23 protein-coding genes are annotated in these 23561 nt (G+C 64.8%); 9 read left to right on the top strand and 14 right to left on the bottom strand.

The window, feature by feature from the left end; genetic code table 11:
- Positions 1 to 2148: beta strand repeat-containing protein (locus tag SAS01S_RS16800; protein ID WP_218016321.1), on the bottom strand; the 2148-nt coding region annotated here is incomplete at its 3' end.
- Between the two features lie 245 nt (positions 2149 to 2393).
- Here SAS01S_RS16800 and uvrA point away from each other — a divergent pair.
- On the top strand, positions 2394 to 5438 hold the full coding sequence (uvrA, locus tag SAS01S_RS16795; protein WP_066811241.1) for an excinuclease ABC subunit UvrA: 3045 nt from the start codon (positions 2394 to 2396) through the stop codon (positions 5436 to 5438).
- 413 nt (positions 5439 to 5851) lie between these two features.
- Here uvrA and SAS01S_RS16790 read toward each other — a convergent pair whose 3' ends face one another.
- The 4 genes from SAS01S_RS16790 to SAS01S_RS16775 form a co-directional block, all read right to left on the bottom strand.
- Positions 5852 to 8161: an ATP-binding protein gene (locus SAS01S_RS16790; protein ID WP_066811239.1), complete on the bottom strand. Its 2310-nt coding sequence runs from the start codon at positions 8159 to 8161 to the stop codon at positions 5852 to 5854.
- A 214-nt stretch (positions 8162 to 8375) separates the two neighbouring features.
- Positions 8376 to 8750, bottom strand: coding sequence for a hypothetical protein (locus SAS01S_RS16785; protein ID WP_066811237.1), 375 nt, complete (start codon positions 8748 to 8750; stop codon positions 8376 to 8378).
- Between the two features lie 279 nt (positions 8751 to 9029).
- Entirely contained in the window at positions 9030 to 9698 is a 669-nt protein-coding gene (locus SAS01S_RS16780) for a hypothetical protein (RefSeq protein ID WP_157082870.1), read from the bottom strand.
- Between the two features lie 132 nt (positions 9699 to 9830).
- Entirely contained in the window at positions 9831 to 10268 is a 438-nt protein-coding gene (locus SAS01S_RS16775) for a VOC family protein (RefSeq protein WP_066811230.1), read from the bottom strand.
- A gap of 228 nt (positions 10269 to 10496) precedes the next feature.
- Here SAS01S_RS16775 and SAS01S_RS16770 point away from each other — a divergent pair, with 228 nt between their 5' ends.
- The 3 genes from SAS01S_RS16770 to SAS01S_RS16760 all read left to right on the top strand — a co-directional run bounded on the left by SAS01S_RS16770 (position 10497) and on the right by SAS01S_RS16760 (position 11927).
- Complete coding sequence (locus tag SAS01S_RS16770) at positions 10497 to 10937, top strand: hypothetical protein (RefSeq protein WP_066811227.1); 441 nt, start codon at positions 10497 to 10499, stop codon at positions 10935 to 10937.
- A gap of 129 nt (positions 10938 to 11066) precedes the next feature.
- Entirely contained in the window at positions 11067 to 11378 is a 312-nt protein-coding gene (locus SAS01S_RS16765; protein ID WP_066811224.1) for a hypothetical protein, read from the top strand.
- A gap of 132 nt (positions 11379 to 11510) precedes the next feature.
- Positions 11511 to 11927 carry a glycine zipper 2TM domain-containing protein gene (locus SAS01S_RS16760; RefSeq protein ID WP_066811206.1) on the top strand — a complete coding sequence of 139 codons (417 nt, stop codon included), beginning with the start codon at positions 11511 to 11513 and terminating at the stop codon, positions 11925 to 11927.
- 109 nt (positions 11928 to 12036) lie between these two features.
- Here SAS01S_RS16760 and SAS01S_RS16755 read toward each other — a convergent pair whose 3' ends face one another.
- From SAS01S_RS16755 to SAS01S_RS16745, 3 genes are all read right to left on the bottom strand, one after another.
- A complete protein-coding gene (locus SAS01S_RS16755; RefSeq protein WP_066811203.1) occupies positions 12037 to 12639 on the bottom strand; it encodes a DUF4126 domain-containing protein in 603 nt (200 codons plus the stop codon).
- A 49-nt stretch (positions 12640 to 12688) separates the two neighbouring features.
- Positions 12689 to 14197: a tetratricopeptide repeat protein gene (locus SAS01S_RS16750; RefSeq protein WP_066811201.1), complete on the bottom strand. Its 1509-nt coding sequence runs from the start codon at positions 14195 to 14197 to the stop codon at positions 12689 to 12691.
- A gap of 277 nt (positions 14198 to 14474) precedes the next feature.
- Entirely contained in the window at positions 14475 to 15551 is a 1077-nt protein-coding gene (locus SAS01S_RS16745) for an alkene reductase (RefSeq protein ID WP_066811249.1), read from the bottom strand.
- A 64-nt stretch (positions 15552 to 15615) separates the two neighbouring features.
- Between SAS01S_RS16745 and SAS01S_RS16740 the strand changes: the two genes are divergently transcribed.
- Together SAS01S_RS16740 and SAS01S_RS16735 are read left to right on the top strand one after the other, a co-directional pair.
- Positions 15616 to 16554, top strand: coding sequence for a DMT family transporter (locus tag SAS01S_RS16740; RefSeq protein WP_066811198.1), 939 nt, complete (start codon positions 15616 to 15618; stop codon positions 16552 to 16554).
- A gap of 7 nt (positions 16555 to 16561) precedes the next feature.
- Positions 16562 to 17218 carry a COQ9 family protein gene (locus SAS01S_RS16735; RefSeq protein WP_066811194.1) on the top strand — a complete coding sequence of 219 codons (657 nt, stop codon included), beginning with the start codon at positions 16562 to 16564 and terminating at the stop codon, positions 17216 to 17218.
- A 36-nt stretch (positions 17219 to 17254) separates the two neighbouring features.
- Here the strand turns inward: SAS01S_RS16735 and SAS01S_RS16730 are convergent, their stop codons facing one another.
- The 3 genes from SAS01S_RS16730 to SAS01S_RS16720 are packed head-to-tail and all read right to left on the bottom strand — an operon-like array spanning position 17255 to position 18457.
- Positions 17255 to 17548, bottom strand: a complete 294-nt coding sequence (locus SAS01S_RS16730) for a hypothetical protein (RefSeq protein WP_066811191.1) — start codon at positions 17546 to 17548, stop codon at positions 17255 to 17257.
- Complete coding sequence (locus SAS01S_RS16725; RefSeq protein ID WP_066811188.1) at positions 17545 to 18048, bottom strand: RNA polymerase sigma factor; 504 nt, start codon at positions 18046 to 18048, stop codon at positions 17545 to 17547. The genes SAS01S_RS16730 and SAS01S_RS16725 overlap by 4 nt, the downstream gene beginning before the upstream one ends.
- Complete coding sequence (locus SAS01S_RS16720; protein WP_066811185.1) at positions 18038 to 18457, bottom strand: hypothetical protein; 420 nt, start codon at positions 18455 to 18457, stop codon at positions 18038 to 18040. Before SAS01S_RS16720 ends, SAS01S_RS16725 begins: the two co-directional genes overlap by 11 nt.
- Positions 18458 to 18595: 138 nt before the next feature.
- Here SAS01S_RS16720 and SAS01S_RS16715 point away from each other — a divergent pair, with 138 nt between their 5' ends.
- Genes SAS01S_RS16715 through ssb form a run of 3 tightly spaced genes read left to right on the top strand, consistent with a single transcriptional unit; the run spans position 18596 to position 21267 of the window.
- Positions 18596 to 18853: a FeoA family protein gene (locus tag SAS01S_RS16715; protein ID WP_066811184.1), complete on the top strand. Its 258-nt coding sequence runs from the start codon at positions 18596 to 18598 to the stop codon at positions 18851 to 18853.
- A 9-nt stretch (positions 18854 to 18862) separates the two neighbouring features.
- Positions 18863 to 20719, top strand: a complete 1857-nt coding sequence (gene feoB / locus SAS01S_RS16710) for a ferrous iron transporter B (RefSeq protein ID WP_066811183.1) — start codon at positions 18863 to 18865, stop codon at positions 20717 to 20719.
- 17 nt (positions 20720 to 20736) lie between these two features.
- Complete coding sequence (ssb, locus tag SAS01S_RS16705) at positions 20737 to 21267, top strand: single-stranded DNA-binding protein (protein ID WP_066811182.1); 531 nt, start codon at positions 20737 to 20739, stop codon at positions 21265 to 21267.
- 52 nt (positions 21268 to 21319) lie between these two features.
- Here the strand turns inward: ssb and metW are convergent, their stop codons facing one another.
- Genes metW through metX form a run of 3 tightly spaced genes read right to left on the bottom strand, consistent with a single transcriptional unit; the run spans position 21320 to position 23450 of the window.
- Positions 21320 to 21907 carry a methionine biosynthesis protein MetW gene (gene metW / locus SAS01S_RS16700; protein WP_066811180.1) on the bottom strand — a complete coding sequence of 196 codons (588 nt, stop codon included), beginning with the start codon at positions 21905 to 21907 and terminating at the stop codon, positions 21320 to 21322.
- The gene (locus SAS01S_RS16695) at positions 21904 to 22338 is read right to left on the bottom strand and encodes a GNAT family N-acetyltransferase (RefSeq protein ID WP_066811177.1); all 435 of its coding nucleotides are present in this window, start codon (positions 22336 to 22338) and stop codon (positions 21904 to 21906) included. The genes metW and SAS01S_RS16695 overlap by 4 nt, the downstream gene beginning before the upstream one ends.
- Positions 22335 to 23450 (bottom strand): homoserine O-acetyltransferase MetX, encoded by a 1116-nt coding sequence (metX, locus tag SAS01S_RS16690; protein ID WP_066811174.1) that lies wholly within the window; start codon positions 23448 to 23450, stop codon positions 22335 to 22337. The genes SAS01S_RS16695 and metX overlap by 4 nt, the downstream gene beginning before the upstream one ends.
- Positions 23451 to 23561 lie beyond the last annotated feature (111 nt).

The raw sequence follows: 23561 nt of genomic DNA, 5'->3' as shown, positions 1-23561 counted from the left end.
ATCGGCCGTGCCTTGGCCCGCGCCCTCGACAATCACGTCGGCGGCGTTGCGGACGTAATAGACATCGTTGCCCGCACCACCCTGCAGCGTATCGCCGCCACCGGCGCCATCGAGCACATTACTCCCCGCATTGCCGATCAGAACGTTGTGCTCGGCATTGCCGGTCGCGCTGACCGCCGTGCCGGTCAGCATCAGCGTCTCGATATTGCTCATGCCCGCCAGCGAATAATTGACCGAGGCCTGGACGGTGTCGTTGCCTTCGCCCGCCAGTTCGATCACCTTGGCGTGCGCATCGCCGATCACATAGGTGTCGTCACCAACACCGCCGTACAGTTTGTCATTGCCCGTGCCGCCGTCGAGCGTGTCGTTGCCTTGGCCGCCGTAGAGATTGTCGTTGCCGCCATAGCCGAACAGGCTGTCGTTGCCGGTACCGCCGGTCAGCGTGTTGACGCCGTTATTGCCCTGGATCAGGTGCGAGTAAGCGTTGCCGGTCAGATCGATCGCGGTCGTCACGTTGGAATCGGCCGCCGCCAGCCGTTCGACCTGGGTGTCCGCGCCGAGCGTGTAGCTCACCGATGCCAGCGCCGTGTCGATCGTACCTTCGCCTCCGCCCTCGACGATCACATCGGCAGCGTTGCGCACATAATAAACGTCGTTGCCTGCACCGCCCTGCAGCGTGTCGCCGCCACCGCCACCGTCGAGCACGTTGTTGCCCGAATTACCGGTGATCGTGTTGTGACCGCTATTGCCGGTGCCATTGATATTGAGATTGGCGCCGTAGGTCAGGATCAGATTCTCGACATTGGCACCGAGCGTGAAACTCACCGAGGAGTACACGGTATCAGTGCCCCCATTGGCATTCTCGAAGACCTTGTCGCCGGTATTGTCGACAATGTAGGTGTCGTCGCCCCCGCCGCCGCTCAGCAGGTCGGCGCCGCCACCGCCGTCCAGGAAATCGTTGCCCCCGGCGGTCTGTATCGTGTCGGCACCCTGTCCGCCGGTTATCGAGAATTGCTCGAAATTGGAGAACTGGCCGCGATTGCTGTCGACCGTGCCGTCGTCGTGCGCGATGAAGGTCGTGGCGCCGGAAAGATTGTCGAACTGCGCCGTGAGCTTGTCGTTGCCCGCGCCGCCGTTCAGCGTGAGCTGGTCCGGCGTGAAGACGCCCAGCACCCTGAAATCGTCATTCATCGCGCCGCCGCTGATGTTCACCTGCTCTACATCGGTGATCCCGTCCGCGTTGATCCCGGCGTTCCAGATGCCGTCGGCGCGGCCGTTCAGGAGGACCGTCTCGACCTGGTCGGTATCCGGCACGAACGTCAGCAGATCGATGCCGGCGCCGGCATAGATCTGCGTCGCATCGTTGGTCGTCAGATGGATGACGTCATTTCCCGATCCGGTGCCGACGGTGAGCTGCTCCACGTTCACCGCGACGACAGTGCCGCCCACCTTGACGGTGTCGCCGATGTCGACCGTCAGCCCGGTGGTGGCAGCCGAGTAATTGCCCGTCCAAAAATCGTACCCGGCACCGCCATCGGCCCAGTCGGTCGTCGAGACCGTATAGATCGTGTCGTTGCCGCCGCCGGCGCTCAGAATGTTGCTGCCGCCGCCGCCGCTCAGGCTGTCGCCGCCGTCGCCGGTCCGGATCTCGTCATTGCCCGCGCCGCCGCTGATGGTGAAGTTCTCGAAGCTGGTGAAGCTGCCATAACTGCTGGTGATCGTCGGGCCGTTCGCCAGGAAGGTCAGCGCACTGGTGAAGCCCGACACGTCGAGCGTCAGGCTGTCGGTGCCGCCGCCGCCGTCCAGCGCGAGTGTCACCGCAGTCCCCGCCTGGTCGAGCTTGATGGTGGCGCTGTCGTTGCCGGCAGTGCCGGTGAACTTCACATTCTCGAATTCCTGAAAGTAGAGGACGCCGAGGTCATACGGGCCGGCCGGGTTGACCGTGCCGAAGACATAAGGGTCTCCGCTAAACTGGTTGATGATGATCGAAGATGAGGTATCGAACGACCGGTCGACGATCAGGCGGTCATAACCGTCCCCGCCCCCCAACGCGCGCGTCAGGGTAGTGCCGCGATCGGTAACGGTGAAGGTATCATCCCCGCTCGTGCCGACCGTCACGATGCCGGGCGGGTTGTTGTAATCGGCCACGCTGTTCTCCGTTACCCTGGTCGCAGGCGCCCTTCATCGGCGCCAATGGCAGCACCTGTCCAACGGAAAACGATCCGGAATAGAGGTTTGCGCCATAATGGGGGTGATCGTGGGGAGCGCCAGATCGACGGAGACCCAAATCTGCGTCAACATCATCGCAACTTGCCCCCGCGCGCCGCACTCCCCATCTAAATCCCGTCGCGAGGCGCTTGCCCGACACGAACAAATCTGGAACAAATACCTACATGCTGACTCACATTCAGGTGCGCGGCGCGCGCGAGCACAATCTCAAGGGCGTCGATATCGACATCCCGCGCGACACGCTGACGGTGATCACCGGGCTGTCGGGATCGGGCAAGTCGAGCCTCGCCTTCGACACCATCTATGCCGAGGGGCAGCGGCGCTATGTCGAGAGCCTGTCGGCTTATGCGCGCCAGTTCCTCGAGCTGATGCAGAAGCCCGATGTCGATCATATCGAGGGCCTGTCGCCGGCAATCTCGATCGAGCAGAAAACCACCAGCCGCAATCCGCGCTCGACCGTCGCGACGGTGACCGAGATTTACGATTATATGCGCCTGCTCTGGGCGCGGGTCGGCGTGCCCTATTCGCCCGCCACCGGCCTGCCGATCGCCGCGCAGACGGTCAGCCAGATGGTCGATCGCGTGATGGCGCTGCCCGAGGGCACGCGGCTGTATTTGCTCGCGCCGGTCGTGCGCGGGCGCAAGGGCGAGTATCGCAAGGAACTCGCCGAGTGGCAGAAAGCCGGCTTCACCCGCGTTCGCATCGACGGTGAATTGTACGAGATCGACGAAGCGCCGGCGCTCGACAAGAAATACAAGCACGACATCGAGGTGGTGGTCGACCGGCTGGTGGTCGGGCCGGATATGGCGACGCGGCTGGCCGACAGTTTCGAGACCGCGCTGAAGTTGGCCGAGGGGCTGGCTTATGTCGATCTGGTGGATGCGACGGTGGCGGAGCTGGGTGCGGGCACGCCCAACCGCGTGAAGGAAGTGTCCGCCTCTTTCGTCGCCCCGGCGCAGGCCGGGGCCGCTGGCCTTGTCGCGCCTTCGCCTGAGCCCCCGGCCTTCGCCGGGGCGACGGATGGGGGGAACATGAAAGGCGCCGGGGTCCCCGCCAACCGTATCGTCTTTTCAGAGAAATTCGCCTGCCCGGTGTCCGGCTTCACCATCGCCGAGATCGAACCCCGCCTGTTTTCGTTCAACGCTCCGCAGGGCGCCTGCCCGGCGTGCGACGGGCTGGGCGAGAAGCTGATCTTCGACGAGGACCTCGTCGTCCCCAATCACGACCTCAGCCTGAAGAAGGGCGCGGTCGTGCCCTGGGCGAAGTCCAACCCGCCCAGCCCCTATTACATGCAGGTGCTCGGCAGCCTGGCGCGCGAATTCGGGTTCAGCCTGGAGACGCCGTGGAAGGACCTGCCCGGCGAGGTCCGGCTGATCATCCTCCACGGCACCGGCGGCAAGCCGGTCACCCTGACCTTCGTCGACGGCAAGAAATCGTACGATGTGCGCAAACCGTTCGAGGGCGTGATCGGCAACCTCAACCGCCGCATGCTCCAGACCGAGAGCGCGTGGATGCGCGAGGAGCTGAGCAAATACCAATCCTCGCAACCGTGCGAGACCTGCCACGGCGCCCGCCTCAAGCCCGAGGCGCTGGCGGTCAAGATCGCGATGCAGGACATCAGCCACGCGACGCATCTGTCGGTGGTCGACGCGCTCGCCTGGTTCCAGGACCTGCCCAACCATCTCAACGGGCAGCAGAAGGAAATCGCCGAGCGCATCCTCAAGGAAATCGTCGAGCGGCTCGGCTTCCTCAACAATGTCGGGCTCGATTACCTCAACCTCGACCGCACCAGCGGCACCCTGTCGGGCGGCGAGAGCCAGCGCATCCGCCTCGCCAGCCAGATCGGCAGCGGGCTGTCGGGCGTGCTCTACGTGCTCGACGAGCCGTCGATCGGGCTGCACCAGCGCGACAACGACATGCTGCTCGCGACACTGCGCCGCCTGCGCGACCTCGGCAACACCGTGCTGGTGGTCGAGCATGACGAGGATGCGATCCGCTCGGCCGATTATATCGTCGATATGGGCCCGGGCGCGGGCATGCATGGCGGCGAGATCGTCGCCAAGGGCACGCTGCCCGAAGTGCTCGCGCACAAGGACTCGATCACCGCCGATTACCTCAACGGCACGCGCGAAGTGCCGGTGCCGCTGATCCGCCGCTCGGGCACGGGCAAGCAGCTGACCGTGCACAATGCCACCGCCAACAATCTGCGCGGGGTGACCGCGTCGATCCCGATCGGCACCTTCACGTGCATCACCGGCGTGTCGGGATCGGGCAAGTCGAGCTTCACGATCGACACGCTCTATGCCGCCGCTGCGCGTCAGCTCAACGGCGCGCGCATCCTGTCGGGCAAGCACGACAAGATCAGCGGGCTGCAATATCTCGACAAGGTCATCGATATCGACCAGTCGCCGATCGGCCGCACGCCGCGCTCCAACCCGGCGACCTATACCGGCGCCTTCACCCAGATCCGCGACTGGTTCGCCGGCCTGCCCGAAAGTCAGGCGCGCGGCTACAAGCCCGGGCGGTTCAGCTTCAACGTCAAGGGCGGCCGGTGCGAGGCGTGCCAGGGCGACGGCGTGCTCAAGATCGAGATGCACTTCCTGCCCGACGTCTATGTGACGTGCGACGTGTGCCACGGCGCGCGCTACAATCGCGAGACCTTGGAAGTGAAGTTCAAGGGGCATTCGATCGCCGACGTGCTCGACATGACGGTCGAGGACGCCGCCGAATTCTTCAAGGCGGTGCCGCCGATCCGCGACAAGATGGAAATGCTGGTCGAGGTCGGCCTCGGCTATATCAAGGTCGGCCAGCAGGCGACGACCCTGTCGGGCGGCGAGGCGCAGCGCGTGAAGCTGTCGAAGGAACTGTCCCGCCGCGCGACCGGCAACACGCTCTACATCCTGGACGAGCCGACCACCGGCCTGCATTTCGAGGACGTGCGCAAGCTGCTCGAGGTGCTCCATGCCTTGGTCGAGCAGGGCAATACGGTGGTGGTGATCGAGCACAATCTCGACGTCATCAAGACCGCGGACTGGATCATCGACCTGGGGCCGGAAGGCGGCGTCAAGGGCGGGGAGATCGTGGCGGTCGGAACGCCGGAGGACGTGGTGAAGGTCGAGCGGAGCTTTACCGGCAAGTATCTCGCGCCGTTGCTGCGGGGAAGGGATGGGAAGGTTGCCGGGAAGCGGGAGGCTGTGGCGGCGGAGTGAGCCGCTCTCGACGCGAGTGCGAAGCTCCGCTCCGGCTGCTCGCGCGGGTCAGCGAGGCTGATGCATTTCCGTCGAAGACCTGATTGCTGACCCGCATGGGCATGCGCGTGCGTGATGGGTTTGCTATGCGGGGTGTGATTTCCATCCGCAGGCCGCTGTAAGCGGCTGATATTCCTGCGGGTTTTTCGTCGAAAGGCGGTATCCGCTCGTTTCGCGCGAAACCCATCAAGGCGATCTATTTTCGGTAAAAGCACCGACTTTTCAATGTGATAATCTTCATTTGGCAGCGTCGCGTGGTGCGCAAAAGATGCCACTTTTGCGCGCGACGCCCTGGTGCGATCGCTGGGGAACCTCAGCGCACCGCGGCCCCGGCGCCGTCGCCCACCGCGCGCGAGAACAGACACCGAACCGGGTCACTCGGCTACCGACGACTCGTTGCCGTCATTGCCCCCTACGCCATCCTCGTGACCCTCAAACCCGGCCTCGGTTACGATCGCGTCAGGCTCAGGCGCGGCCTCCATGACGAAACTGTCGGGGTCATCCAAAGTGGCACTGATAACCTCGCCTGCATCGAATTGCGGCGCCTCGCTCATATCCGTCCTGTTAAGAGCCTCGCTTGCTGCGGCCTTTTGTTCGGACCACTCCCTCTGAGTCAGGGTCGGCCTTTCCGAATGTACGGCTTTGCCCGCAGCAATGAGCTGCAACGGCATCAGGTTGGGGATGACTTTGATGTACTCCCTTCCGATGACGTTCTGGAGGAAGTCGAGGCTCGTCTGGTCGATGAGTGAGTGGATTAAGAATGTGTGGCACTGCGACAAAATGGTTTTGCTGACGAGGGCCGTGCGCTGACTCACCACCAGTAGCCCAACACCGTATTTGCGGCCTTGGAGCGCGATTTGGCCGATGCGCATGACGACGCGCTGGGAGTCCTTGTCCTGAGCACCACTCACTTCAGGAATGATTGTGTGTGCCTCCTCGAGGACGATCATAATGCGGCGTCGCTTCCGGTTGTTACGCGCCCATCTCATTATGCTCGATAGGAACATTTCGGTGATGCGGAGGGACGCCTTGGTGTTCACCACGTCGCTAAAGGTGAAGTGCGCAAGACTGACGTCCTTCCGCTCCAAAAAGGCGTCGACCCTGGCGTCGATTTTGGTCTGCAGCTTCCTAAACCGCTCCTCGAGATCAACCTTTTCCTTACTCTTGCTGAAGCCTCCAACGTCCGTCTCAAAGATCGCGAGATCGAACTCCTCGACCTTGTCAGCGGGCACTCCCATCGTCTCCGCTTCAATATCCGCCAACCGGTTCTCGTACTCGCCCGTAAGGTCCACGCAGACCACTTTCGCGCCGTCTGCGAGGGCCGCTCGCGCTAAGTCCAAGGAAACTTCGGTCTTGCCGGTGCCTGTGACGCCCAAAACCGCGCAATGGTATTCGATGAGGCTGCCCAAGCTCAGGCGAACCTCAAGCTCTGAGTCAGGCAACTTGCCAAGGGTGATCGTGCCTGGAGGTGCTACAGGCTGAGGATTGGCGAGCTTGGTTTTGCTGTAAACCGGTAGGTTCATGGCGGGCAGCCAAGGATACTTTTCGAAACCCCTCGCGGTGAGGGAACCCAACTGCACGGCCTCTGCAATCTGGAGGCCACGTGGGCTGCTCTCGAAGCTTTCCTCGGCTGTCCTTGCACCTAGCACTTGGTAGTATACGCAGGTCCCAGCGATTGTGCAGCAGACGAGCGATCCCTCACGCAGTCCTTCGTCAACCAGCACCTCGAACTGGATCGAAGCGATCTCCGAGCCCTGTACCGTGATGCCGACGATTTCGCTATCGTCGGTCGTTTGGCAGACACCGTTGACCAGGGCTTGCCGTTCGCCAGCATCTTCAACGGAGATTACGCCGCCGGGCTCGATGTCCACTATTGCGCTCGGTGACCCGCAACAGAGTGCCGTGGCGATCACCTCGTCGTTCTGAACCTGAAGGCCGATCGGGAGGAGGTAGTGGACGCGGCCGCCCGGCAGCGCGGCGATGTAGGCCCCCTTCCCATCCCACGACACGCCCGGCTCAAGTGCAAAACGCACAATGTCTGGATGATCAACACGCCGTACGCGACCGATTAAGGGCGGTGCGTCTAGCGTTGCTCGGGCCATCCCTAATCTCGTGAAAAGGAGCAGTAGCCACTCGAACGGCTTTGACAGCGCGAACCCGAACCACAGCGCCACTAGCCAAAGGCGGGTTCCCTCGTTCTCGTAAAAACCGAAGATGCTGATAAGCGCGACCATTCCGAATACGAATGGCCCTCCGGAAAACCGGTCAGCGAGACTGTGAACAATGCGTCTCGCCTGCTCCCATTTGCCGCCGTACTCGATGACCATTGCCGTCGACGCCGCCATTAGCAATGCCACGCAAAACCAGATCGAGACGCTTCTTAAGATGGTCACCTGCTGCGTCAGGTGCGGCGCCGTGGAAAGGTCCAGCGGGATAAGTGTCGCTAGAGTCGTGAGTGCGACGGCAAAGGCGTCCCGTGGGGGTCGATACCAAGGCGCGCCTAGCAAACTGAGAGCGCCCCATTCAGCGGCCGCCAGTATCCACAAGGCCTCTCCGCCGGAACTGATCGTCCAACCGCCTCTGACCCATACAAACACGCCGTAAAACGTCGCCAATTGCAGAAACAACGCAAGCAACCTAGCGCGCTGCCGGAGGTAGCTGGGTCTCGGGGATACTGCGATCATAGTGCCGTCATATTGCCAAAGCTGCGGCGAAGCCAACGCTGACTACATTTGGTGTCCGGCCGCCTTCAAATCCAAAGGCTCTAGAAAGCCGCCCGACGAGCTGATCGAAGAATCAGGGGCAAATTATTCGGAATTACGGTGCCACGTGCAATAACCCCCAGATGCACGCCCTGCCTGTCCGGAACGTCGCGTCAGGGATAGAAGGCTGGCGTCCTCAAGACTTATCAGCAGTGCCAACGGCCGGACGCGGCACCCATATGGTACACGATAATCCGTTGCCTCCGGCCGTGCCATCGGGCCGCCGAATCTGCTTGAAGCAGGCGCCAAGCGGGAAGTCGCGGCTGAGCCATCGGCCCTCGTCGGGTGGATCCTGCTCATAGGATTTTACTTTTGCGCGCTCCAGAAATGCCCAGAGTCGCGCGGCCGCGTCGCCACCGCAGATATATTTATGGCTGTCGTCCGTTTCGGTCACGGAGTTCGTTGCAACTGCGTCTGCCAGGCACGCTTCCATCAGACCGGGAACCTGCTCGGGAAAGTCGGGCGCGCGTGGATCGGCGATCAGCATAAAGATAACAGGGATCAGCATCATGCCACGATCTTATGTCGCGCCTGCATGCTCGGACAAGCGTCACGTCGCCAGAGTTCCGCCCGAATTATGGTGGCAAGTGCAATAACCCTAAAATGGTTGGCTTAGGCTACTCGAACTTGACGCTGCCGCACGCGCATTGGGCCGTGTATTTCTTCGCCATGGTTCCGGTCTCCTCCGTCGTTGATCTCTCCGATCGGCCCTCGGCGCCCTGACGCAGCGACGCACGCGAGAGCGTCAATGTGCCTGAGGCGGCGGAGGTCGCAACCGAGCGGCGTCGGCTCAGAGTGCGGGACCACGACGCTTGTTTGGCGGATAGACCAGTGCCGGCCTCACGAACCGGGTGAAGAAATAGCGTGACAGCGAATAGCTATCGAGCCGCCGCGAATCTTCCCGCAGGGCGCGCTCGGCATACTCCGCCCTCGTGGTGCACCAGATGCAAGGGCCGTCGTTGACCGGGATGGCGCCGGGGCGAACCTCCGCGTCCGGACGCAATCCGCTGGGGCGCTCGATCCTGCCGACCCACGCAGCATCGCCTTGCCAGACCGCGATCCAGAGCCGGTAGCCGGGGCCGTCGACGCGTTCTCCACCGCGAACGAAGATTCGATCGTCGTGGGGGATGCCGGGATCGCACCCGGACGTGGTCTGCGCAGCATTCTCCCCGACCGTGCCCTGGGCGCGGTTCAGCGCATCGTGAGGATCGACCGCGCGCACCGCCTCACTCACAACATCCGGATAGAGCCCCGGCCCCACGCGATCGGTGCAGATGATCGTCTTCGGGGTCAGCACGAACTGGCCGCGATGCTGAACGTATATCCTGCCATCGGCAGGCATGGGACGCGCCAGCCAGCCGCGGGCATAGCGGTCATAGGCATTCGCGTCCGGTCCCGGTCGGCACGCCGTGAGCGCCAGAACGACCAGCATTACTGCGTTTCGTTTGCCCAGATGCATCGAGACTCCTCGAGCGGTTGAGTAAGCGAACGGAAGTTAAGGAATTTGGCGGCGTCTGCGCTGGGGGCCGATAGAGTTAGGTGACGGGTTTGCCAGTTTAGCAAATACGCCAAACCACTCGCCGTATCGCGCTCAGCCAAGCTCCTGAGCGAGCCCGATCAGCAGCCCTCCGGGCCCGCGGATATAGCAGAGCCGGTACACGTCCTGATAGTCGACCACCTCACCGGCGAGCGTCGCGCCGCGAGCGCGGACCTTTTCGAGCGTCTCCTCCAGATCGTCGACCGCGAACATGACGCGTAGATAGCCCAGGGCGTTGACCGGCGCCTCGCGGTGATCCTCGACGACCGGCGGCGTCAGGAAGCGGGATAGTTCCAGCCGGCTGTGGCCGTCCGGCGTGCGCATCATGGCCATCTCGACCTGCTGATCGCCGAGGCCGGTGACGCGGCCGGCCCATTCTCCCTCGATTGTCGCCCGCCCTTCGAGCTCGAGGCCGAGCTCGCGAAAGAAATCGATCGTCGCGTCGAGGTCGTCGACGACGATCCCGACATTGTCCATCCGTTTGACTGCCATCCGTTCACTCCCGCAAGGCGCCGCCCAGGCCGTAAACCCACAGGGCTACGGCGGCGGTTCGCCAAACCCAACCCGCCGAGGCGGGGCAGCGTTCCGGCATCGTCGCTGGGCGAAATACTGCCCGTCCGCGGCCGCGACCGCGCCTCACCACGCAAGCAGTCGCCCGCCGCCGGACCGAGCTTGCGTTAAATCATCGCCGACGCCCAATGTTCTCTCTATGTTCCACTAATGCGACTCGCCCGTGACCGTCTGATCTTCCTCTGCCTCGCCGCGCTCGACGACATCATGCACGGGTGCGCGACCGCGCCGGCCGCGCCTTCCCCGCAATTCCGCGCGGTGCTGGCAACGCTGTTCGCGCTGGGCGAGCATGGCCAGCGCGAGGTGTTCGACGCTTTCTGGCAATCGAGCCAGCTCGCGCCCTCGCACACGATGACCGAGCATCAGGCCAATCATCGCCGGATGAGCGAGCTGGGCCGGATGTGGCCGCAAATCTGTCGCCATGTCGGGGTGGAACCGACAACCGACTTCACGCTGGCGCTCGCCGCCGCGCGCAACCGCCACGAAAGCGACCGCGCGCGGCTGGCGCGCCTGCTGGACGAAGTCGAGCAGCGGCGGCGCGTGTTGGACCGGCACAAAAGGCAGAAGCAGCAATGCACGATACGGGATTGATCGCGGGGGGCGGGCGATTCCCGGCGGCCACTCGCGACGGGGCGGCGTGGTCGCTCGGCACGGCGGGGCGGGGAACGGCTGGCGCCGCACACCGTTAATCCCTCATCAGTCGATACCGGGAGACGAACCATGCCGAACAGCAAGCAAGCCCGTGACAGCCACGGCCGCTTCAAGACCGATAACCGCACGCGCAATCGCTCGATCGCGGCGGGCGCGGTGCTGGCGGTCGGCGCGGGCCTGGCCGCCGCCTTGTGGCGCGGATGGGTGAAGATGCCGCGCGCGCCGTGGATGGACGATGCCGAGGGGCATGAAGCGCCCGACCTCGCGCTCGACGCCGCCCGGCCGGGCACCGACCGCGCCCCGGTGGATTTCCGGCCCGATCCGGAAGCGATCCCGAGCGATGCCGAGCGCGAGGCGTTGAAGCCGGCTTCGGTCCACTAAGCATCGCGATCTCCCCTCCCTGAACGGGAGGGGAGGTATATTGGACACACTCCCCAGTATTCTTACGCCTCCGCAACTATTCGCGCCGCGACGCATTGATACGCCAGTGCGGGGCAACAGGAGGAGAGTAGAATGCGTATCCTAACCCTTGCGTTGATTGCCGCCACCGCGGCGACGACGGCCGGTTGTGCCGAGACCTATGACCAGCCCGGCTATGCGAGCGACTATCGATCCTATCGCCAGTACGATTATAACCGGCCCGATCCGCGCTATAACGGCTATTATGCCGATCAATATTATGTCGACAATGCGCGCTATCGCGAGCGCCGGCTGAGCCGCAACGACCGCGTCTATGTCGGCCGCGACGGCCGTTATTATTGCCGCCGGTCGGATGGCACGACCGGGCTGATCGTCGGCGGGATCGCCGGTGGCGCTTTGGGCGCGGCGGTGACGTCGGGCCGGTCGGAGCCGTTGGGCATCCTGCTTGGCGCCGCGGCGGGTGCTGTTGCCGGCCAGGCGATCGACAAGGATAATGTGCGTTGTCGGTGAGATAGCGCGGATGGCAAAAAACCCATGTGCTCCTGCGAAAGCAGGAGCCCAGGGCACCAAGCGATAGACAGAATAACCCTGGGTTCCTGCTTTCGCAGGAACACGGGAATTAGGTCGACGCGGGCGGTTGTTTCTTCGGGAACAGCCGCCTGAAGGCGTGGCGGAGCAGGAGCAGCATCGCGACCGCCGCGACCAGAACCAGTATTGCGATGACCACCGCCGCCCACGGGCTGGCGATCGACGCGACCAAGAGGCCGGTCGTGGCGACATCCTCGCCGGTCGACACCGCGATATTGCTGAACGGTTCCGGACTGGCATTGACCGCGGCGCGCGTCCCCGCCTTGGCGCCATGCGTCAGCAAGGCCGCACCGCCGCCGAGCAGCAAGGCGATGACCTGCCATTTGGTATCGTGCGGATCGACGATGGCGAGCGCGAGCAACGCGCCGCCGATCGGGCGAACGAGCGTGTGAACCGCGTCCCAGGCGCTGTCGACCCACATCACCTTGTCGGCGAAGAATTCGGCCAGCGCGCCGACACCCGCGGCGCCGATCACCCACCAATTGGCGAGCACGTCGAGGCTGTGGAGCTGGTGCGGCAACGCGATCCAGCCGGTGTGCATCGCGAGCCCCGTGGCGAAAACGCAGAGATAGAGCCGCCAGCCGCTCAACAGGCTGATGCTGGCTGCCAGACCGATAATGCCCACCGCGTCCATGGGGGCGAGGCTATCAGCAAGCGGCGCTCACGTCACGCGAGAGCAGGAATCAGGCCTTCACCCCCATCTTGACCAACGCGGTACGTGCCTTGGTGAATCCGGGATCGGCCTTCAGCGCGCGGCGCAGCAGCGCGATGATCGCGTCGCGATCGGTGGTCAGCGTTGCCGCGTTGAAGCAAGCATCCGCCAGGCCGGCGGCGCAGGCTCGATCGTACAGTGCGTTCGCCTCCACCTCGCTTCGCGTGACCCCCTCGCCATTCTGATAGATGATGCCGAGATTATAGCAGCCGTGCATCTCGCCATTGTTGCAGGCCTTGACGAACAGGTCGGCCGCTTTTTTCCAGTCGATCGCGACACCCAGACCTTTCGCATAGGCCACGCCCAGATTGTAGCAGCCCAGGATCACGCCGCCGTCACAGGCGCGCGTATACAGCGTTGCGGCGCGGGCCGGATCGCGCGGGACCGTGGTGCCCGCGGCATAGAAGACGGCCTGGTTCACGCATCCCTGAAGCTCGCCTCCGTCGCATGCCTTGGCATAGAGAGCGAGGGCGCGCGACTTGTCCTGGGGGACGCCCTGACCCAGCGAGTATAGACGCCCGAGAAGGACACAGCCATAAGCGGCGCTGGTGTCGCAGGCCTTGGTGCCCAACTCCACCGCGCGAGCATAATCGCGGGGGAGTCCGCTACCGTCGGCATAGGCTTTGCCGAGATTGGCGCAGGCGGTCTGCTCGCCCAGATCGCAAGCCTTGCGGAACAGATCGACGGCGCGCGCCTGGTCGTAGGCCAGACCCTTACCCTCGGCTTTGAGTACGCCTAGATCGGAACAGGCCATGGCAAGGCCGCCGTCGCACGCCTTGGTGTAGAATTGGGCCGCCAAGGCATCATCGCGAATGACGCCGAGGCCCCGGCCATAAAGCTGGCCGATCGCGTAACAGCCCGCGAATTGACCACTGTCACAGGCCTGCACATATAGGGTCTTAGCCTTTACGATATCAGACGGCACGTCCTTACCGATGACGAGCAGGCCGGCGAGGGAGAGACACCCCATCTTGGGGTCGTGCGCGCAGGTCTTGTCATAGAGCTTGGCGGCGCGTTTCTGATCCTGCGCCACGCCACGCCCGTCCATATAGAGGCCGGCGAGATTGTAGCAGCCCCGCATTTCATTGGCATCGCACGCTTTGGTGTAGAGGTCCGATGCGCGGGTTTCGTCCTTCGCGGTTCCTATACCGCTCTCGTTCGCCCAGCCGGCATTGGTGCAGCCGAGCGCCAGGCCGAGATCGCATGCCTTGCTGAACAGCGTGGCGGAACGCGTGTCGTCCTTCTGGACGCCGCTGCCGTCATGATAGAGAGCTCCGAGCTCTCCACAGGCGGCGGCCGACCCCATGTCGCAGCCCTTCTCGAGTAGAGGCGCCGCCTTGGCATAATCCTTGGCCTGCAACGCGTCCGCCGCGCGCAGTAATACATTATCCCTGCCGCCATGTCCTTCCGCGACCGTCGGCATTGCCGTCAGCGCGGCCAGAGCGAAAAGCGCGAACAGTCCTCTGCGAATCAACCCCATACCATCCCCCCAATGGACCCGAGCAGCATAGCGGGTCGGGTGGCGCGGCCAATAGGTGGGAATTGCACCCGACTATATCGTGGGGAGGGGCAGGAAGATGATTTTCATCATAGCGCCGAGCCCGAAACGCGCCGGGTCGACTTCGCTCATGTGGCCCCGCCTACGATGGAAACGACTCAAAGCCATTATGCGAAAGGGACCCTGCAGGTGCGCCGGCAGGGCCCTTCACCATCGCCTCGCGATGCCCCCAGGCAAGCTGAGGGAGATTTAGCTAGGCCTACTCCGCCGCTTGCTGCTCCAGCACCGGATAGTCGATATATCCCTCCGGCCCCGGCGTGTACCAGGTCTTGAAATCGTCGGCGTTGAGCGCCGCGCCGCGGCGGAAGCGGTCGACCAGATCGGGGTTGGCGATGAACTTGCGCCCGAACGAGATGCCGTCGGCCAGACCCGAGGCGACATCGGCGGTCGCCGCCTCGAACGTATAATCCTGATTGAGGATCAGCGGACGCTCGAACACCTGGCGGATCTTCGGGCTCAGCTTGGGCACTTCCGACGAGCCGAACGTGCTGGTCGGCGACAGCTCGCGCAGCTCGAGGAAGGCGATACCCAGGTCGTTGAGCGCTTTCGCCGCCGGGACGAACACCGCCTCCGGATTGCTGTCGTTGGCGCCCTGGGTCTCGCCATTGGGCGACAGGCGGATCGCGGTGCGGCCGGCGCCGACCTCGGCGATCACCGCCTGGACCGCTTCCTTCATGAACCGGATGCGGTTTTCCGGGCTGCCGCCATAATCGTCGTCGCGGAAATTGGTGTTGTCGCGCAGGAACTGGTCGATCAGATAGCCATTCGCGCCGTGCAGCTGGACCCCGTCGAACCCGGCGGCGACCGCATTACGCGCGGCGGTCGCATATTCGTCCTGCGCGCGCTTGATGTCGTCGAGCGTCGCGGCGCGCGCTTCCTGATAGGGGTTTTCGGGCTTGTGATAGGGCGCGCGCGTCACCGAGGATGACAACGGCTGCAGGCCAGTCACGTCCGGCCGCGCCAGGCGCCCCATATGCCAGATCTGCGCGACGATCTTTCCGCCCGCCTCGTGCACGGCGGCGGTGACCGGTTTCCACGCCTCGACCTGCGCGTCGGTCCACAACCCCGGGGCGTTCGGCCAGCCCATCCCCAACCGGCTGACGCCAGTGCCTTCGGTAATGATCACGCCGGCGCCCGAGCGCTGGCGGTAATAGTCGATCATGATGTCGGTCGGCACATGCTCGGCAGTCGAGCGGCCGCGCGTCAGCGGCGACATCAGGACGCGATTCCTGGCGGCGATATCGCCAAGCTGGATAGGGTCGAACAACGTCGGCATTTGCGGATAACCTCCCGATAGGACTTCTTTGCGGACGCGGCGCAGATAGGTGTTATGGGGCCGCATGCACCAGGAAAGCGCAACAAGAAATGCTTCGGACGACAAAAGCGTCGCCGCCCATCCTTTTGCTTTCGCTGCACTGATCCTCGCCAATATCCTGCTGAGCGTCGGCCCGGTTTTCGTGCGGATGAGCGATGTCGGGCCGGTCGCCGCCGGGTTCTGGCGAATCGCGCTGGCGGCCCCCGTGCTGCTCGCCGCGGCGTTCGGTACCGGCTGGCGCCCGACCGCGATAAGCCGGGGCGTATGGATCACCCTGGCGATCGGCGGACTGTGCTTCGCCGGCGATCTCGCCGCCTGGCATATCGGTATCCTCAAGACGCAACTCGCCAATGCGACCTTGTTCGGTAATTCGGCGACCCTGTTCTACCCGGTCTATGGTTTTCTGATCGCGCGCGCCTGGCCATCGCGGACGCAGGGCTTCGCGCTGTTGCTGGCGCTGGTCGGAGCGGGGTTGCTGATGGGGCGGTCGATGCAGATCGCGCCGACCCATCTGGCCGGCGACCTGCTCTGCCTGCTCGCGGGGATTCTCTACACCGTTTATTTCGCGACCATGGCCAAAGCGCGCGACACGATGGCGCCGATCCCCGCGCTCGCGCTGTCGACCCTGGCCAGCGTGCTGCCGCTGCTGATCTTCGCCAATCTGCTCGGCGAGCAAGTGATGCCGCACCATTGGACGCCGCTGGTGCTGATGGCGCTGTCGAGCCAGATCATCGGCCAGGGACTGATGATCTTCGCGCTCGGCCAGATGTCGCCGATGGTGATCGGCATCGCGCTCCTAACCCAGCCGGTGATGGCGGCGACGATCGGCTGGGTCTGGTATGGCGAGCGGCTCGACGGCGTCGACATGATCGGCGCGATTGCCGTCGCGGTGGCGCTGGTGCTGGTCCGCGGCGAGCGCAAGGACGCCGCCGAGCTTGCCCCCGAGGGCACGGCGGAGGCATAAGCGCGGTATGACTCTTCCCGCCGACCCGACTCTTGATGAGATCCGCGAGGCGCTTGCGCCGCTCGTCGCCGACAATGCCGCGTTCGACGGGTGGAAAGCGGCGGCGCGCGACCTGGCGGCCGATCAACTCGGCGTCGACCGCGACGTGGCGCTGCTCGCCTTGCCCGATGCCACGGCGATGATCGATGCCTGGTTCGCGAGTATCGATCGCGGCATGACCGAAAAGCTGCCGCCCGAAACGTTGGCCAAGATGAAGGTGCGCGAGAAGATCGCCGCTCTGGTCGAAGCGCGGCTCGATTTGCTCGCCCCGCATCGTGAAACCTTGCGCCGCGCGCTGGCGATCCTGGCGATGCCGACCAATGTCGCGCAAGGCGCCAAGCTCGGCTGGCGCGCCGCCGACCTGATGTGGCGCGCCGCGGGCGACACCGCGACCGATTATAACCATTATACCAAGCGCGCGATGCTCGGCGGCGTCTATGCCGCGACGATCACCGTGTTCCTCGACGACGAAAGCGAAGGCCAGGCCGATACGCGCGCTTTTTTGGCGCGGCGGATCGAGGGGATCATGCGATTCGAAAAGGCCAAGGCGCAGTTTTTGGGCCGGATCGAGCATCGGCCGAGTTTGTCGCGGTTCATTGGCCGGCTGCGCTATCCGGCGGTTTGAACCGCCCTCTCCCTTGTGACGGGCGAGCTTCGGTCCCTAACGCGCCGTGATCCACCGGCTGCTCACGATCCAGACCAGCGGGATCAAACCCGCGATCAGCGTCAGTGTGCCCCCGCCGGCCACGGTCAGCGTGACCGCAGCGCCTGACAGGCCGGCGGCGCTCGCCGCTTCTCCGGCGAACCGCGACCAAGCCAGCCGGCGCCTCCGCCGATAGGCCTGGTCGAGCTGCACCAAAGCATTCACCTCGATCACAAAGGCGCGGTCGGGTGCGCGGTCGGGCGGGGCCAGCAACGCCATCAGCGTCGCGTCATTCTCATCCGGCCCGCTCATTCGAGCATCGCCCGGCATTGCCGCACCGCACGAGCCAGTCGCGTCTTGAGCGAGCCCAGCGGCATGGCGAGTATTTCCGCCGCTTCGCGATGCGATCGGCCCTCGCCGAGGCACAAGGTGATGCACGCGCGCTCCAGCGGATCGAGCGCGGCGAGCAAGGTCGTGGCGTCGATCCGCGCCTCAATCCCCGTATCGGCGGCATCGGGCACGATGCTCACTTCCGCGATCGTTCGCTGCCGGCTTCGTTCGTGCCGGTGCCTGTCGAGGAAGGTGCGCCAGCCGATCGCGCGTAACCAGGCGGCGTAAGACCCGCGTCCGTCGAATTGCGCTGCCCGCCGCCATGCGCGCAGAAATGCCTCTTGCGCGATGTCGTCGGCAGCGGCTCCGGCGACGCGCATCAGAAAGCTCCGCAACCCGGCTTCGTGGCGGCTGACCAGTTCGGCGAACGCCCGCTGATCCCCCGCCGCCGCCCGCCGGTTGAGCGCCGAGTCATCGTCCACCCGCCGCTTCCGCGACCATGGCGTCGTCGGCGATCTCGCGAGCGATCGCCCGCTTCACCAGGAAGTCGCGGCACAGCAGTGCCAACCCGACGAACAGTGGGAACAGAGCGGCGCCCAAGGTCATCCGCATGTTCGAGTCCTGTTGGATCAGCGCGAACCCGCCCAATGCCAGGCCAAGCGCGACGAGCACCAAGCCATTGCGATCATCACCCGGAAGCTCGCCTTGGCGATCGCTCTTCCTGTCGATCTTGTCGACCAAGGGCGCTGCGACCGGCGCGTCCTCCTTGATCGCCTGGCGCAAAGTGCGGTGGAGCATCCAGGCATGGATCAGCCGCAGGAACTGAACGAATCCGATCAGCATGAAGAGCGCCGGGGTGCTCCAGTTCACGATCTCCAGTAACTTGTCCATTTCCCGCCTCCTCGATCACTCTTACCCCAATGACGGATGCCGACACGCCGCTGGATGTGACGGCCAAGAATAATTTCATCGTCACGGAGTATCACAACGTTATTGATAATCACTCGCAGTACCTCTAGGTGAGTCGTCATGGCGACGACTCCGCTCAGCCTCGAACAGCTTCCCCAGCGCCAGCGCGCGACCGTCGCGGGCATTGCCTGGGACCGGCTGACCGCGCCCGAGGGCCGGCGGTTGCGCGAGCTCGGCTTCGACGAGGGAGTCGGGATCGAAGTGCTGCACCGCGCGCGGATCGGCGGCGGGCCGATTGCCTGCCGGATCGGCCGCATGACCGTGGCGCTGCGCCGCCGGGTCGCCGGCGCGATCCACGTCGATCCGCTGACCAGCTAGCCAGCCGGGATGAACCCTGCCCCCCTGGTGGCGCTGGTCGGCAACCCCAATGCCGGCAAGAGCGCGCTGTTCAACGCGCTGACCGGCGCGCGGCAAAAGGTCGGTAATTATCCAGGAGTTACGGTCGAGCGTCACGCCGGCCGGATGGCGCTGCCCGACGGCCGTCCGGTCGAATTGCTCGACCTGCCCGGTACCTACAGCCTCGAGCCATCGAGCCCCGACGAGCGCGTCACCCGCGACGTCGTCACCGGCACGCAGGCCGGCGAGCGGTTGCCCGATGCGATCGTCGTCGTCGTCGATGCCTCCAACCTCGACAATCACCTGCGCTTCACGCTCCAACTGATCGCGCTCGGCCTGCCGGTGGTGGTCGCGCTCAACATGATCGATCTCGCCGAGCGCGACGGGCTCAAACTTGACCCGGAAGCATTGGCGCGCGAACTCGGCGTTCCCGTCATCCCTACCGTCGCGGTACGCAAGCGCGGGATCGACGAGCTCAAGGAAGCGCTGGCCGATCTCGCCACGCCGGGCGCGACGGCATTGCGGCCAAGCGACCCGGTGCTCCACGCCGACATCGCCACCTTGCAGCGCCGGGCGCGCCAGATCGCGATGGCCGCAACGATCTCCGAGACGCCGGTGCGGCGCTGGACGCACATGCTCGATTCGGTCGCGCTGCATCCGGTGTTCGGCGTGCTGTTGCTGTTCGTCGTGCTGTTCGTGATGTTCCAGGCGGTGTTCTTCGCCGGCGCGGCACCGGCCGATGCGATCGCCAGCGGGTTCGACTGGCTGGCGGGCCTGGTCAAGCAAGTCATGCCCGAGTCGATCCTGCGATCGCTGATCACCGATGGCGCGATCGCGGGCGTGGGCGCGGTGATCAAATTCCTGCCCCAGATCCTGATCATGTTCTTCTTCATCCTGGTGCTCGAAGCGAGCGGCTATATGGTCCGCGCCGCCTTCCTGATGGACCGGATCATGGCGAGCGTCGGGCTGTCGGGGCGCGCCTTCATTCCGTTGCTGTCGAGCTTCGCCTGCGCCGTCCCCGGGATCATGTCGACGCGCACGATCGAGGACGAGAAGGATCGCCTGACCACGATCCTGATCGCGCCGCTGATGACCTGTTCGGCGCGGCTGCCGGTCTACACCTTGGTGATCGGGGCGATGATTCCGAATGTCCGGGTGCTGCCGTTCGTCGGGCTGCAGGGGCTGGTGATGCTCGGCCTCTACATCATGGGCGTGGCCGGCGCGTTCGTCGTCGCGTTGGTCCTGCGCCGCACGGTGACCAAGGGCGCCTCATCGGGCTTCATGATGGAGATGCCCAAATACCAGCTGCCGAGCGTCCGCGACCTGGCGATCGGGCTGTGGAGCCGCGCGGAAATCTTTCTCAAGCGCGCCGGCACGACCATCGCCTTCACCACGATCGTGTTGTGGGCGATGCTGTCCTTCCCGCAAGTGCCCAAGGGCAGCCCGGTCAGCCAGGTCAATTATTCGGTCGCCGGGCGCATCGCCAATGCGATCGAGCCGGCGTTCCGCCCGATCGGGTTCAACCGCGACATCGTGCTGGCATTGATCCCGGCGATGGCGGCGCGCGAAGTATCGGTCGCCGCGCTCGGCACGGTCTATGCGATCGACTCGTCAAGCGACGACGAGTCCAAAATGGCGCAGACTCTGCAAAAACGCTGGAGCCTGGCCACCGCCCTCGCATTCCTCATGTGGTTCGTGTTCGCGCCGCAGTGCATATCCACAATTGCGGTGACGCGGCGGGAAACAAACGGGTGGAAATGGCCTGCCTTCATGGTTAGCTACCTTTTCGGGCTGGCCTATGTGGCGGCTGGACTAACGTACTGGCTGGCGACACTCGCCGGCCTCTAGGCTTAAGGCGAAATTTCATGGCGGGCAGCGTCAACAAGGTCATTCTCGTCGGCAATCTCGGGCGCGATCCCGAAAGCCGCACGTTCCAGAACGGCGGCAAGGTCGTCGAGCTGCGCATCGCGACGTCGGAACAGTGGAAGGACCGCAATTCGGGCGAGCGCAAGGAGCGCACCGAATGGCACACGGTCAAGGTGTTCAGCGAAGGCCTGGCCAACGTCGCCGAGCGCTATCTGCGCAAGGGTAGCAAGGTCTATATCGAGGGCGCGCTGCAGACCCGGAAGTGGCAGGACCAGGACGGCAAGGACCGCTATTCGACCGAGATCGTGCTGCAAGGCTTCAACAGCGTGCTGACGATGCTCGACGGCGCGCCGGGCGGCGGTGGCGGTTCGGGCGGCAGTGGCGGTGGCGGCTTCTCGAGCGGCCGTGACGACTTTGCGCCATCAGGCGGCGGCCGCGACGATTTCGCCGGCGCCCCGAGCGGCGGCGGCTTCGGCGGCGGCAAGAGCGGCGGCTTCTCCGACGACCTCGACGACGACGTTCCGTTCTAGGATTCGGTCCGTCCGGATCGTGGGGCAATGCGGGCGCTCCCGCGGAAGAGGCTTACCGCCTCAGCAGGAACACCGCATGCTCCGCGAGCAAATTCGCCATCGTCGCGCTGGTGCGCTGATCGCCCGACAGGAACCACGCGCCTTCGACGATGATGCCGCGCTCGTTCAACAGCGCGCGGAAATCGTCGATCGTGACGTGGTGGATGTTGGGCGTCGCATACCAGGCGACCGGCAGCAGCCGCGTCACTGGCATCCGCCCGCCCCACAAGAGCGACGCGCGCACCCGCCAATGCGCGAAATTGGGGAAGGACACGAAGGCGTGCCGCCCGATCCGCAGCAAATGTTCGAGCACGACGTCGGGCGCGCGCGTCGTCTGCAGCGTCTGGCTGAGGATCGCATAGTCGAAACTGTTGTCGGGATAGTCGGCGAGATCGGTATCGGCGTCGCCCTGCACCACCGACAGTCCGCGCGCGACCGCGCTCGCGACGTCACCGGCATCGAGCTCGAGCCCGCGCGCATCGACCTGCTTCTCGTCGCGCAACGCCGCCATCAGTTCGCCGTCGCCGCAGCCGATATCGAGCACGCGGCTGCCCGGCGCGACATTGGCGGCGATCACCGCGAGGTCGGGACGCAGGCTCATTCGGGCGTCGCCCGCAACGCGTCGGCGAACCCCGGCGCCAGCCGCTCCATATAGCGGCTCGGCCGAATCAGGGCGTGGAAACCGAGCGCCTCGTACACGCCATGCGCATCGGCGGTGACGAGCGCCATCCGCCGGATGCCGGCAAAGTCGGGATGATCGACGAACCAGGCGACCATCGCGCGGGCGATGCCTTGACCCCGCGCGCTTTCGTCGACCCAGACATCGGCCAGCCAGGCGAAAGTCGCGTGATCGGTTATCATCCGCGCATAGCCGACCTGCTCGCCCTGGTCGTAAGCGCCGAGGCAATGCGACCCGGCGATCGCGCGTTCGACCAGCGCGCGGTCGATCCCGGGCGACCAATAGCTCGAGGCGAGCCACGCATGCACCCGCGCCACATCGAGCCGCGCCTTGTCATCGTCGAGTTCGATCACAGCGCCGCCCTCAGAAAGCCGTCGACCACGCGATTGAGCTCGGGCGCGTCGAGCAGGAAGGCATCGTGCCCGAATGGGCTGCTCAGCTCGACGAAGCTGACCGCCGCGCCCGCCGCGTTAAGCGCATGGACGATCGCGCGCGATTCGGGGGTCGGATAAAGCCAGTCGGTGTCGAAACTGACCAAGGCGAACCGCGTGCGGCTGCCTTTGAACGCGTTGGCGAGCAGCCCGCCATGCTCCTCGGCCAGGTCGAAATAATCCATCGCCCGGGTGATATAGAGATAGGAATTGGCGTCGAACCGGTCGGTGAAGCTCAACCCCTGGTGGCGCAGATAGCTTTCGACCTGGAAGTCGGCGTCGAAGCCGAACGACTTGGCCTCACGCGCCTGCAGCCGCCGGCCGAACTTCTCGGTCAGCCCGGCTTCGGACAGATAGGTGATGTGCGCCGCCATCCGCGCGACCGCGAGCCCCGCCGCGGGCGGATCGCCTTCGCCGTAATAATCGCCGCCGCGCCAATTGGGGTCGGCCATGATCGCCTGGCGGCCGACTTCGTGGAACGCGATATTCTGCGCGGTGTGGCGCGCGGTCGAGGCGATCACCACGGCCTTGGTCACGCGATCGGGGAAAGTCGCCGCCCAGCTCAGCGCCTGCATCCCGCCCATCGACCCGCCGACCAGGGTGACGGTGCCGACCCCGAGATGGTCGAGCAGCATCGCCTGCGCGCGGACCATGTCGCGGATCGTGATCACCGGAAAGCTCATCGCCGCGGGGCACCCCGTCGCGAGATTGATCGTCGCCGGCCCCGACGAGCCCATGCAACTGCCGAGCACGTTAGCGCAGACGATGAAGTGCCGCGCCGGGTCGATCGGCTTGCCGGGCCCGACCATCCGCGTCCACCAGCCGGGCTTGCCGGTGATCGGATGGTCGCTCGCGACATATTGGTCGCCGGTCAGCGCATGACAGATCAGGATAGCGTTCGACCCGTCGGGCGCGAGCGTGCCGTAGGTCTCATAAGCGATATCGACCGGCGACAGCAGCACGCCCCCGTCGAGGCGGAGCGGCCCCGGCAAGGTCACGTGGCGCGACAGCCCGAAGCGCTGATCGTCGGTCATGGAGATGCGGTTAGTGGGAAATTGGGGCGGACGGAACCCCATAACCCTCTCCCTCCGGGAGAGGGTCGAGCCGCGTAGCGGCGAGGGGTGAGGGCAGATTTCTTGGTTCTG

The sequence above is a fragment of the Sphingomonas asaccharolytica NBRC 15499 genome, assembly GCF_001598355.1.
GTDB classification, from domain to species: Bacteria; Pseudomonadota; Alphaproteobacteria; order Sphingomonadales; family Sphingomonadaceae; genus Sphingomonas; species Sphingomonas asaccharolytica.
This window is presented reverse-complemented; position numbering and strand designations above follow the sequence as displayed.